At 49.8% G+C, this 12759-nt stretch carries 9 protein-coding genes; 4 read left to right on the top strand and 5 right to left on the bottom strand.

The window, feature by feature from the left end:
• Window positions 1–218 precede the first annotated feature (218 nt).
• The gene (locus C1752_RS01025) at window positions 219–1496 is read left to right on the top strand and encodes a sensor histidine kinase (protein WP_110984187.1); all 1278 of its coding nucleotides are present in this window, start codon (window positions 219–221) and stop codon (window positions 1494–1496) included.
• A gap of 242 nt (window positions 1497–1738) precedes the next feature.
• Here C1752_RS01025 and C1752_RS01020 read toward each other — a convergent pair whose 3' ends face one another.
• The 3 genes from C1752_RS01020 to C1752_RS01010 all read right to left on the bottom strand — a co-directional run bounded on the left by C1752_RS01020 (window position 1739) and on the right by C1752_RS01010 (window position 7057).
• On the bottom strand, window positions 1739–4927 hold the full coding sequence (locus C1752_RS01020) for an efflux RND transporter permease subunit (RefSeq protein WP_110984186.1): 3189 nt from the start codon (window positions 4925–4927) through the stop codon (window positions 1739–1741).
• 43 nt (window positions 4928–4970) lie between these two features.
• Window positions 4971–5384, bottom strand: coding sequence for a DoxX family protein (locus C1752_RS01015; protein ID WP_110984185.1), 414 nt, complete (start codon window positions 5382–5384; stop codon window positions 4971–4973).
• Between the two features lie 299 nt (window positions 5385–5683).
• The gene (locus C1752_RS01010; RefSeq protein ID WP_370664144.1) at window positions 5684–7057 is read right to left on the bottom strand and encodes an efflux RND transporter periplasmic adaptor subunit; all 1374 of its coding nucleotides are present in this window, start codon (window positions 7055–7057) and stop codon (window positions 5684–5686) included.
• Window positions 7058–7335: 278 nt separating this feature from the next.
• Here C1752_RS01010 and C1752_RS01005 point away from each other — a divergent pair, with 278 nt between their 5' ends.
• Window positions 7336–8610 carry a bifunctional folylpolyglutamate synthase/dihydrofolate synthase gene (locus C1752_RS01005; protein ID WP_110984183.1) on the top strand — a complete coding sequence of 425 codons (1275 nt, stop codon included), beginning with the start codon at window positions 7336–7338 and terminating at the stop codon, window positions 8608–8610.
• A gap of 172 nt (window positions 8611–8782) precedes the next feature.
• Window positions 8783–10882 carry a protein kinase domain-containing protein gene (locus C1752_RS01000; RefSeq protein WP_233501244.1) on the top strand — a complete coding sequence of 700 codons (2100 nt, stop codon included), beginning with the start codon at window positions 8783–8785 and terminating at the stop codon, window positions 10880–10882.
• Here C1752_RS01000 and C1752_RS00995 read toward each other — a convergent pair.
• On the bottom strand, window positions 10863–11471 hold the full coding sequence (locus C1752_RS00995) for a ribonuclease HII (RefSeq protein WP_110984181.1): 609 nt from the start codon (window positions 11469–11471) through the stop codon (window positions 10863–10865). The two genes, C1752_RS01000 and C1752_RS00995, sit on opposite strands and share 20 nt — an antisense overlap.
• Window positions 11472–11597: 126 nt before the next feature.
• Here C1752_RS00995 and C1752_RS00990 point away from each other — a divergent pair, with 126 nt between their 5' ends.
• Window positions 11598–12023 carry a tellurite resistance TerB family protein gene (locus tag C1752_RS00990; protein ID WP_110984180.1) on the top strand — a complete coding sequence of 142 codons (426 nt, stop codon included), beginning with the start codon at window positions 11598–11600 and terminating at the stop codon, window positions 12021–12023.
• Window positions 12024–12053: 30 nt separating this feature from the next.
• Here the strand turns inward: C1752_RS00990 and C1752_RS00985 are convergent, their stop codons facing one another.
• Window positions 12054–12734: a J domain-containing protein gene (locus C1752_RS00985; RefSeq protein WP_110984179.1), complete on the bottom strand. Its 681-nt coding sequence runs from the start codon at window positions 12732–12734 to the stop codon at window positions 12054–12056.
• Window positions 12735–12759 lie beyond the last annotated feature (25 nt).

The following is a 12759-nucleotide window of genomic DNA, read 5'->3' as shown; positions in this document are numbered from 1 at the left end:
TTGTTCGTTCTTGACTGACTTATCTCTATTTTGATAGTGAAACATGACATGAAAATGTCATACAGCGACCAAGATTCCCTGAAAAAAATTAGAGCCGGAAGTATCGCCGTCTAGAGTATGAGAAGCTGAATGCTGAGGCTTCACAAAGCATAGAAGAAGTCAACATGGCCAGCATAAAATCAGCTAGGATCTGAGCAGAAAAGAGTGCTTGTTAAAATATGTTTGATCGTTCTCGCCGTCGTCTTGCTTATTGGTTTGCCCTGTCCATGGGAAGCATTCTAATTCTGTTTGCCTTTACGGTTTATCATCGTCAGGTAGAGGATGAAATGCGAGAACTTGATACACAAATCTATCGTGAAGCAAAAAGAATTGCTGCACTGACAACCTATCAAAAACAGGGTGAAAGCTGGTCAATAGATACAGAAAACGTGTCGTTCCGAAACAGCGACGGCCTAGAGTCAAAGATAATTTATGTTCGCTGGTACGATTTTCGACAGCGCCTTCTACAGTTTACGGGGCACTCTCCTCGCCAGCGAACGCCAATTACCCCAGGTTGGAAGATCCTAAAGTATGACTGTCGCTCTGATGGTGCAACTCAGCAAAAAAATCTGCGCAGACTAACCCTGCCGCTACAGGATGGTGAGTCTCCGGTCGGTTATCTACAGATTGCGGTATCCCTAGAGCCGCTAGAGGAATCTCTAGCGCGATCGCGTTTATTTTTATCTCTGGGGATACCCGTTGCACTTATCTTTACTGGAATAGTGGGTTGGATACTCGGTAGCTTTGCCATGCGTCCCGCGAGAAGGTCCTACGAACAACTACAGCGGTTTACAGCCGATGCTTCTCATGAACTGCGCGCTCCTATCTCAGCTATCCTCAGTAATGCCCAGGTGGGGTTACTCGCCCCTGCTGAAGATGAGCAACAGCCTCGGCAGCGCTTATCGAACATTGTGACTCAAAGTAAATCGATCAGTGCTTTGATCGCTAATCTGCTGTTTCTTGCCCGTCATGAAGGACAACTAAATCCAAAAGATGTAGCAAAGACAAATATAGAAGAGTTGTTAAGTTCATTAGGTAGCGAATATAAAACGTTAGCAGTAGAGAAAGGTTTGGAGTTTCATCTACTTGTGCCTGCCAAACCTCTGGAAATTCATAGCGATCCTGATCTTTTCAAACAGGCTATCCGCAATTTACTCGATAACGCGATTAAATATACTTCTCCTGAGGGCAGAGTTGATTTAGAACTTGTCGTTAAACCTCGTCGAATTTTAATTACAGTCAAAGATACTGGCATTGGAATCCCTGCTGCGGATTTGCCTCACATCTTCGAGCGCTTTTATCGGGTTGATAAAGCTCGTACCAGACAAACTGGAGGGTTTGGGTTAGGGCTTGCGATCGCACAGCAGATTATTCAAGCGCACGATGGCAAGATTACGGTCGAAAGTGAATTTGGGAAAGGAACAATGTTTCAGATTTGTTTACCCCTCAGACCTTAGATCACACTTAGCACTATTCACGCTGACTGAACTTGTGATTTTCAATGCGGATTTTACAGAGGTTTAGCTATCTTTAATCAATAGCAGAGTGTGGATAAAAATAAATTCTAAGAAGCCCTTACAATATTGAAGTTTCCAGCAACTTATTCAAGCTTCGGATTCTATTTTTGAGGCGCTGACTTCTAGTCATGTATAGAGCCTTGCCTCGCGCACTATGCAAAATTTCAATCGAGAGCCTATTATTATTTTCCTACTTCCTCGTAGCTCCTTTCTTCGAGCTGAGAGTCCTGCCACTCTTGCACTTTTATACTTCTCTTTGATTTGAGATCCTGCAACAATCCCATCAAAGCAGGAATGACCGTAGGGGTTAGAAAAGTTGATAACGCTAAGCCACCGGTTAAAGCAATACCCAAACCTTGGTAAAGTTCTGCTCCTTTCCCTGGAATGATAGCGAGAGGCAGCATCCCTAAGACGCTCGTTCCTGCCGACATGAAAATGGGACGCAGGCGATCGCTAACAGCTGCATAAAGAGAAGCATCATATTCCATCCCTTCTTCCTGGAGCTGTAGGGCGCGATCAACTAAGAGAATAGCGTTGTTGACAACTACACCCGTCAAAATTACAAATCCTAACCCGGTAATCATATCTAAGGGCACCACCACGCCAGGGATAGAATTTGCGATCACTAAGCTGAGTAGTGCACCCGTCATCCCCATCGGCACAGTTGCCATAATTAAGAGAGGATAAGTAAAGGAGCGGTACAGGGCCACTAGCAAAAGGTAGGTAATGATTAAAGAAAGGGCAAAGGTAGATCCGAGCTGAAATAGCGTTTCTGATAGTACGTCAGCCGATCCTGCCAGCTCTACGCGAACGCCTGCAGGTAAATCTTGGCGTAAAGGCTCAAGGATTTGCTGTTCGGTTTGGTTCACTAATGCTCCCAAAGGGGCATCGTTGGCAACGCTGGCCGTTAGGGTAATTGATCGCTCTAAATCAACATGATTGATCGTATCTGCCCCTGTCGTTTCTAGGACTTGTGCGACATCGGAAAGCTGTAGTCTTTGGCGCCCGTTATAAATGGCGAGTTGACGCAGCTGTTCAGGCGTTTCAACAAAGGTATCTCGCAGTTCAACGGTCACATTTAGCTCTCGTTTGCCATCAATAAATTCTGAGGCCCGTAATCCCCCCAAAGCCGCCTGCACCATTTCGCCGATTTCTGATTCTGATAATCCTGCTTCTGCCAAACGTTCGCGGTTGGGAATCACCTGTAATTCTGGGGCACCTGTAACAAAGTCAGAGCGGACATTCTGAATACCTTGCAACTCTCCTATCTGTTGGTTAAGTTGTTTTTGTAGTCCGTCTATTTCTGATAAATTCTCGCCAATAATCTGAACCTCGAATTCTTTACCGGGGTCCTGAAAAATGGAGGCTCGTCGGGGCACAAGAAAACGATAGCCCGGAAAATCATTGCTTTTCGCTCTGAAACGGTCGACTAAATCGTTCAAGTTATTGCCCGTAGATGCTTCCGGTTGAATAAATGCAGCAATCAATCGTCGTCCTGGGCGGTGAACGTAAAGCGTACGCATTACCTCTGGTTGCTGGCTAACAAAATCCCTGGGTGCTTGGGATAGTTCTACGGCTTCGGGAATGCTAGTCCCTGGGAAGGTTCCAGCAATCCAAAGGACCAGATTACGGTTGCCTTCTGGAAGATAGTCGGCAGGGGGTAATAGCTGAAAACTGGTGATTAGTAAGACGATGGGGAGTGCTAAGACAAATAGACGACGCTTTAATTTGCCTTTCCCGAGCGACCAATGCACGGTTTTCAAAAGAAAATTCTCTAGCTGACGCTCTCCCAACCGAAAAATGGCCGAAGTCTTAGCGACGGCACGCTCTAACCCATTACCTCCTCTATATTCTCCGCCCGCCAACATCTGTTCTGCTTCTGTTCGTTTGAGAAATAATCCCGCCAACATCGGCACCAGAGTAAGCGCGGCAAACAAAGAAAACATGACCGAAGCTGACAGTGCAATCCCAATATCAAAAAATAACTGTCCCGCTTCTCCGGTGACTAAGACAATCGGTGCGAATACGGCTACGGTCGTTAGGGTAGAAGCCAGCATCGCGCCACCCACCTCTTGTGTCCCGTCGATCGCAGCTTTCATCGGCGTTTTACCCTGCTGCATATGGGTAAAGACATTTTCTAGGACAACGATCGCGTTATCCACGACCATCCCTACCGCAAAGGCTAACCCCGCTAAGCTAATCACGTTTAGGGTGCGCCCCAACGCATAGAAGACAATGAAGACGGTAATCAGAGTTGTAGGGATTGCGATCGCAATGACTCCGACTGTCCTCAACGAACCCAGGAATAAGAGCAAGACTAGAGCGGCAAGAATGGCACCTATAATTAGGTTGCCTTCGACGAAGGAAATCGATTCATTGATGTAGTCATTTTCGTCATAGGGAATATCAAAAGCAATCCCTTCTCCTTCGCGATCAAATCTGGCTTCTAATTCAACTAGAGCTTCTCTGATGCCCGCCGATATTTCAGGCACGTTGCCTCCAACCTGACGAATAACCCCCGTTGCCACCGCAGGCTCATTATTTCTAATCAAAGCTCGATCTTGGATGGCGCGACCCATGCGGGCTTTTGCCACATCTCCTAGGTACACTGTTCCCGACCCATCCCGACGCAAGACGAACTCTTCTAATTGTTTGACGTCTTCAATGCGACTAATCGTTCTCACTCGATACTCTCTGCGTCCCAGGACCAAAGGCCCTCCGCGAATGTCCTGGTTGTTGTTGCGCAGACTGTTGGCGACATCTCTAATCGTGAGGTTGCGATCGGCTAGAGCTTTGGGATCGACAACGACTTCAACTTCCCTTTCTCTTCCTCCAGAAACCAAAAACTGTCCGACCCCCTGGACCTGACGAAGGCGAGGGACAACGATATCGTCGACTAAATCTCTGTAGTGATGATCATCTGCAGTAAAGCCTTCTTTCGGAATTAAAACGATCCACATCATCGGGTCGCTGCTGCCGCTGATGACTTCTACATCTGACTCATCGGCTTCTATCGGGAGCGCTTCAACCTGCTGCAGCTTATTGAGAACATCGACCAAAGAGCGATCAATGTCGCTATCCCAGTCAAACTCGACATTAATCGTACTCACACCCGAACCACTGCTGCTGGTGATGTCCTGAATGCCCTGAACCTCTTCCAGTCTTTCTTCAATGGGACGCGTCACTAAATCTTCGACCTCGGCGGGAGAAGCCCCTAGATAAGGCGTCGTGATACTGATTTCAGGGCGATCTCCGCCGGGCTGTAATTCTAGCGGTAACTGAAACAATGCCAGAATGCCGAACAAAGCCAATAGACAAAACAATACGCCAGTCCCGTGTCGCCAGCGAACGGCGGTTTTAATCAGACTCATTGTTTGGCCCTTTGTTGTTTGTCACGTCTAGTGGAGGTTGTACTTAATGATTGATTGTGACTTGTTCTCGGGGTTGTGATTTCTCGGCAAGGTTATCGATACTCAACGCACCGGCACCCGCATAAACAACCATTAACAGTCCACCAATTAGACCTATATTTTTGAGAAAAGAATTGAGTTCACCCGGATCTGCAATTGGATTATGAAAGACTAAAGTTGCAGGAATTAAGAATGAGATCAACAGTATTGATCCGAGTTTGACCTTATAGCCAAGTAGCAAAGATAAGCCACCCAGTAGTTGAAAAATAATTGTAAAGACTAACAAAATACTGGCAATAGGCAAGCCTTTATTTGCCATCATCTCTGCAGTGCTAGCAAAATCAAAAATCTTGCCGATGCCTGAGTTAATAAAGATTATGCAAAGACAAATACGAGCAGCTAAAGGAATGTATTTCATTGTTCTTGATTCCTCGATCTATAGTGACTTAACTTTAAACAGTATTGAATGAAATTAATCTATCTCTTGCCATGGCTGATCCATTACCTGTTGTGCGCGGGGTAGATCTCGTTTATGTCTTAGCCAAGCATTTACAGAATTGCGATAGTCTCCCACCGGCCTGCCGCCGAGAGAGGCGCTTCGCTAACGGCCATTGCAACCCACGCTTGTCCAAAGAATCGAGATGACTGTTTCATAAGCTGACCGCTAGCTGCATCTCAGTTTTGAGTGACAGGGATGCCATATGTAGAAAATCTAAATCAGCGATCCGTTAGAGAATTGACCACTTTTACGGCAGCATTATCCGTCAATCCATCACCGCCATTAACGACGATCTCTCGCCCTTCCTGCAGCTCAGGATTCGCAATAATGACCTCTTCACCTAGGTCCACCACCATTTCTACATTGACCTGTTGAGCTGCGTTGTCTCTGATAGTGAATAGCAGCCAGTCACTCCCTCGTCTGGTTAGGGCATCTCTCGGCACAACGAAAGTATTTGCATTCTCGACTGGCATAGATAGATAGGCTTGAATGGCCATGCCGGGTAATAATCTCTGAGGTGGGTTATTCAGACTGACTCGCACCAACTGTCGGCGAGAGGTAGTATCTGTCGAGGGGACAACTGCGGTAATGCTCGTTTGTTGTTTCCAGTCAGGCAAGGCGCGAGCCGTCAAGTTCACCGTTTTCCCGGGGGCGACTTGCCCGCTCAAGCTTTCGGGAATTTCTAAAAAGATATCTAAAGAGCGATCGCTCACCAGTGTCAATATGGGATCGTCGACCTCAACATAGTCGCCGGGATCAGCATCCCGTGATTCTACGACTCCAGGGAAAGCGGCTTGGATTCGTGTGCGTCGCATCCCCAGCTCTGCCTGTCTTACGGCTGCGTGGGCAGCGGCGACTAAGCCTTTTTGCGCATCAATCTCTTCTCTAGTGGGGCCTGCTTCTGCCTCCGCTAAAAGAGCCTTGACTCGAAATTTTTCGCTTGTGGCCGCATTGGCTTCGCTTCTGACTTCTACCAAAGTTCTTTCAGATAACGCGCCTTCTTCTGTCAAACTCGCCGTCCGCCCTAAATTATCTTGGGCTTCTGCTTCTCTGGCTTCAGCGGCGGCTAATTCTGCGCGTCTCTGAGTGAGAATCTCAGGCCGAGTTCCCACCTGCAGCCGAGCTAAGTTTCCTTTTTCCTGTGCGAGTCTTGCTCGAGCTTCAGCCAAGGCTAATTTTGAATCAGCATCATCGAGAACGGCCATCGTCATTCCAGGCGTAACGCGATCGCCCTCTCTAACTAAAACTTGCTGCACTGTCCCCTCAATCTGAGGATTTAATGTTGCGCGTGCTCCAGCCTCCACTTGTCCTAGCAATCTCACCTGCCTGCTGCCTGTGCCTGACATCAAAGCCCCAATTTCAACTGCTCTGGGGGGTGTTTCTTGAGTACTGGTTTGAGCCGTGGGGCGAGATGAGGGGACAATGACCTGCCATAAAACTGCGCTTCCCCCCAAGATCAAGATAGCGACCAACCACCTAGGCACTTTTTTGCTTTTTGGGTGACTCTTTTCTTGCATATCGTCTCGCCGTGGCTCAACAGACTGAAGCTCTGATTCTGAGAACGGGTTGGGGGGACTGTCAGAAGTTTTCACCATCGCAATTAATATCGAACTTAGTGGTGCTAATTTCAGGCTTAGTGAATATTTGGTGATTCTAATCGCCAAATGTGACAGGAGAATGTCAGCTCGACGACATGGCAGGTAAGGTCGTGACTCAGGAAGATAAAGAAAGAGAAGAGACGGTCCTATTGCGTTGGCTATGTCATGAGATGGTAGGTTGAGTGAACTGTTCTGAGGCTTTAGATTTCTCGCCCCAGCAGGAAGGTTAAGGGGCTAGTACAAAGCTATCCGCTGTTGATCCAAGCAGTTTCATGGTTCCTAACAACGATAGAGTGGCTCTCCAGAAAATTCATGCTCTCCTGCAGCGCTACGAGCGGTTCGGCATCCATCTAGGTTTAGAGGCTAGCCATCAGCTCTTAGCTGCCCTCGGCCATCCCCATCAGCGCGTCCCCATCATCCACGTGGCAGGGACCAATGGCAAAGGCTCCGTTTGCGCCTATTTATCATCGGTGCTCACGGCGGCGGGCTATCGCGTAGGCCGCTACACTTCTCCCCATTTGGTTGATTGGACTGAACGCATCTGTATTAATCAACAGCCCATTGCTGCAGACGTTCTCTACGATGCTTTACTGCGGGTGGAAGCGGCTGTGACAGAACCAATGCCGACCCAGTTTGAAGTCATTACCGCTGCCGCCTGGTGCTGCTTTGAGCCGGTTGACATTGCCGTTATTGAGGTGGGCCTGGGGGGACGCCTAGATGCCACCAACGTGTGCGATTCCCCTGTGGTGAGCGTGATTACCTCTATCAGCCGCGATCACTGGCAGCGTCTAGGACCGACCTTGGCCGATATTGCTTATGAAAAAGCCGGGATTCTGAAGCAAGACTGTGCTGCCGTTGTGGGGCCACTTCCGGAGGCGGCAGAGTCGGTGGTGCAACAGCGGATTTCAGAGCTAAACTGCAGGGCGCGGTGGCCTCAGCCTGCGGCTAAAGTTTCTCAGTCATTGAGCCAGCAGACGGTGATAGCTGAGGGTGTTACCTACGATTTGACGCTGCCAGGGGATTTGCAGTTGATTAATTCGGGGGTTGCGATCGCAACCTTAAAGGCCCTAAGAGACCAAGGCTGGAATATTTCAGACGATGCGATCGCAACCGGCATGGCAAATACCACTTGGCCGGGACGTCTGCAGTGGGTCCCGTGGCACAACTCCTCACTGCTGCTTGATGGTGCCCATAACGAAGCCGCAGCCATTGCGCTCCGTCAGTATGTCGATAGCCTAGAGCAGCCCGTCCACTGGCTAATGGGAATGCTCTCGACGAAAGACCATGCCAAAGTCTTGATTGCTCTGCTGCGTCCGGGCGACCGCCTCTCTCTTGTGCCCGTGTCGGGGCACAGTAGTGCTGACCCCCAAGCTCTGCAGACTCTGGCCTTAGAAGTTTGCCCGACCTTAGAGTGCTGTATCTATCCTGATTTGGATGCCGGACTGCAGTCCCTGCATTCAACGGTGGAGACGAAGGTGCTGTGTGGCTCGCTTTATTTAGTGGGTCAGTTTCTCGCTCAGTCTCAGGAGTCGTATCGTCAGGCTTAGCTCCCATCTCTCAACATTTGGCCTACAGTTTAAGTAAGGATCTGACATTGAATGAATACAGAGTGTGCTTTGCTGCATGAGAGCGGGCAGACTATATTTTGTGGGGGATTGACCACAGCCCAGATTATTTGAGAGACATCGCAGCATGAGCTACTGCTTGAATTCTGACTGCATGGACCCAAAGAATAAGCCTCAGGCAGCGGATTGCCACGCCTGTGGTTCAAAACTGCTGCTGCGCGATCGCTACAGAGCCACCAGAGTGCTCGGGAAGGGTGGTTTTGGTACTACATTTTCTGCCAAGGATGAAGGGCTACCGGGTCAGCCCGACTGCGTGATTAAGCAGCTCAAGCCGGTCTTGAGCACACCGCAATACGTTGCTCAGTGTCAGAAACTTTTTCAGCGGGAGGCCGAAACCCTCGGCAGAATTGGAAACCATCCGCAAATTCCGCGCCTGCTTGATTACTTTGAGATGGGGCAAGAGTTCTATCTAGTTCAGGAGTATATCAGCGGCTATACGCTGCACAAAGAGGCCAAGCGCTCCGGTCCCTTGACAGAAGGTCAGGTGCGAGATGTCCTTAAAGAGGTGCTGCCGATCCTTGACTATCTGCATCAGCAAAAGGTGATTCACCGCGATATCAAGCCCGCCAACGTAATTCGCCGCGAAATTGATCACAAGCTGATTCTGATTGACTTCGGGGTCGTTAATGACCAAGGTGGTGCAGATAACAGCACGCCAGCCTCAGGCAAAACAGATTTTGTTGTGGGTACGAAGGGATTTGCAGCCCCTGAACAAATCGCCAAAAAACCCGTCTACGCCAGCGATCTTTACAGCCTGGGCATCACCTGCGTGTTTCTGTTGCTGGGGAAACTGCCTAAGGATTTTAACCCTCATCAAGCGGGGCAACCCTGGCTGCAGACGCTCCGTGTCAGTCCCCAGTTTCAGCAGGTTCTGATAAAGATGCTGGCGGCTGCGACTTGCGATCGCTACTCTTCTGCCCGAGAGGTACTCCAGGCTCTCGAACAGCTCGGCCAGCCTGCAGATGCAGATTCATTTGCAGTTGTTCCTATTCAGCCGTCTGTCGCTGCCCCTTCTGGATGGCCCTCTGCTGTTCCCACGACTCAGCCTTCCGTCGCCCAGGTTGCTGCACAACCCTCTGGCGCACAGCCGACCGTGTCGCCCCCAAGCGCTGTTTCAGGGTCGATCAGTCCATCCGCCCAGCCCGCCGTCGCGGCTCGCCGCTCCCCCCAGCCCGAATCAGCCCGAGCTACAACCGCTGAAGTGCTTAAGCCTGAAGCTTCTGAGCCGGAGACACCGCAAAAAAAATCCTGGTGGAACAAGCCAATCTTGGGGAAGGGCAGCATGACGGAGCGCATTGCGGGGCTTGTTTCTCAGCAAACCGTTTCTGAGCCTGACATTCTCAAGCACCAGCAGGTGATAGATTCCATGACCACTTTGATTAACAAGGTGCAAAAACTAAAGTCTCAGCAGTTCTCAGATCCAAGGTTTATCGATTTTGTAAAGGTTCAGAGTGATTTAACGCGGACCGCAGAGGATCGCAACAGCCTCATGTTAGCGGCTGAGCTGTTGGCCGCTGGAATTGAGTTTAAAGATATCTTTCTAGATCTCCAGACCACGGAGGCCAGATATCGAATTGCTGCCGCTCAAAAAATTTATGACGCAGTTCAGGGACTATTCAACCGCAACCTAGAGCCCGCTGCCTTTGTCGCTGCGCTCAATAAGAAGGCGACAGAAATTCTAGCTGATATTGAGACAGATAAGCTCAGACAAGCGATGCAGCACTATCTCAGTCAGATTGAGCTTTTGAGCCAAGACAAGTTGCGCTTTCAGCTTTTTACCCTCTTCAAGTCGTCTCAAGAGGATGACTATTCGATTCTGCAAACGGCTGCTGAACTGATTGAGGCTTGCAAAGAGGGGGACAGCGGCAATATTGAACAGCTCAATCGACAGATTCGCATTCAATATACCGGCTTCGAAAAATTGGGTCGCGTATTGGGGATTCCGGCCCAAAAACGGCTTCCTGAAACCTATGCACGCCTGATTCAATATGTTGCCCTTAGCGATCGGTATCAGCAGTCCTATCCTCGATTTAGACAGGTGATCGTGCTGCTAGAGAAGTGGCATAAGCACTATAGGAATGCGGTTGAGATTCGTCAGCGGTTTAATCCTGATGAATATAAGTTGCCCAAGGAATTTAAGCAGGATCTCCCTGGCGTTGAGGTGTATGAATACTTTAGAGAGTATGTGACTTAGGCTGTTTTTCCAGGCGGCAAGGGGCAAAGGACAGACGGTGGAGGCGAGTGGGGCCGAGCTTCGCTAAGCCTTGACGGTGGCGACGGGTGCCATAGCCTTTATTGGCAGCTAAGTCATAGCCGGGATACTTAAGGGCGAGGCGCGTAATGAGCTGATCTCGCCAGACTTTGGCGATGATGCTGGCAGTTGCGATCGCAAGTTCCTTCTGGTCTCCTTTGATCACCGTTTGCTGTGGCAGGGCTAACTGCGGGATTTTTTGATTGCCATCCACCAGACAAAGATCAGGGGCAGGATCGAGCCGAGTAATGGCTCGCCGCATGGCCAGCAGGCTTGCCTGCAAAATATTCAGTCGGTCGATCTCGGTCACAGAAGCCAAACCCACCGCCCGGATAGGAACGAGTCCTTTTATTTGTGCATACAGCGCTGCCCGCTTGGTACTCGAAAGCTGCTTACTATCCGTAATGCCCAGCGCTTGTAAATGATCGCAGAGCGACTCTGGGATAACGGCGGCTGCCGCAACCACGGGACCGAACAAACAACCTCGACCGACTTCATCGACCCCGGCAATCATTTTTTGAATCTTTGGCATTCCCTAAAAGTGGTGACACGATATAAAGTTGGGGTAGAACCCGAGCGCTTGTCTCGGGCATCCATCGGATCTGGCTCAGCATTATTGATATGAGCAAAGAGCCTCCCGCTCGCGAGGATTCTGAACATGCTGGAGAAACCCATTGTGATCAAGCTGATTAAAATTCTAGTCGCCACTGCCTGGCTAGACGGTAAAATTCAGCCCGAGGAGCAAAAGTATCTACAAAAAGTCGCTCAAGAAGCGGGCGTGACTGATGATCATGAACTTAAGCCATTACTCTATGGTCTCCGCCCAGTCTCTAAGGAAGAATGCTACGAATGGGTTGGTGACTACTTAGGGTCACATCCCACTGCAGAAGCTTGTCAGCAACTACTAGAAGAGCTCAGTGGCTTAATATACAGCGACGGCGACGTAGACGCAGAAGAAGCAAAGCTGCTGCTACAGGTGGAGCAATTGAATCCGCAAAATGCGGATCCTCATCCCGTCAGCGACTCTGTGAAGTCGGTCACTCAGGCGATTCAGCAGCTCTACCAGCGATGGGTACAGAACTGAAATTTCCTGGTTACTAGTCCTTTGATAAAGCTAGAGAACCTGTTCGAGTATCCGAAAGTCTCGTTCGACCTCAGCCCAAAGGGACCTGTTATGGGGGTCGGTATTCAGTGCTTTTTTGAGATAGGCGCGGGCCTGATTGAGCTTGCGTTCCCGAATCAGTTGTTTTGCTAGGAGCTGATAGACAATGGCTCGCCACTGACGCACTTCTAGATCTTGAGGCCAGCGGTTGCCTAAGGCCTCGACGAGTGCAACCGCGCGGGGCAGGCGCTGACGCTTGATCAGATCCTGCAGTTGTCGATAGGAGCCGATCTTCAGCTTATTATCTGCCTCTGATAGCTGTGGGCTGGCGGGCTGAGCGGTTGGCTCAACAGGCTTTGGAGCCGTCTTTCTCGGGACAGTGACTGGCTGCCGAGTCGGCTGCTGAGAGCGTGTTGCGGTCACCGTTACCTTCACGGGCGTTTGTACAGTGGCTGGAGAGCGAGACGTCTGGACCGTCGCGGGCTGAACAATTGGCTGCGCTACAGGCGGAATCACCTTCAACAATACTTTGTAGGCCTGAGTGACCTTAATAAACATATCGTGCGCTTGCTGGCTATCAGGATTGATGTCAGGGTGCCACCGACGGGCCAGCCGCCGATAAGAAGCTTTGACCTCCTCTAGATTAGCGGTGGCCTTTAGCTCCAGGAGTCGATAGCACTGCGCAGTATCCATGAAATTACTCACTCAACCTGACGGG

Source organism: Acaryochloris thomasi RCC1774 (assembly GCF_003231495.1).
Lineage (GTDB): Bacteria > Cyanobacteriota > Cyanobacteriia > Thermosynechococcales > Thermosynechococcaceae > RCC1774.
The sequence above is the reverse complement of the archived record's forward strand: the minus strand, read 5'-3'. Positions and strand labels throughout refer to the sequence as shown.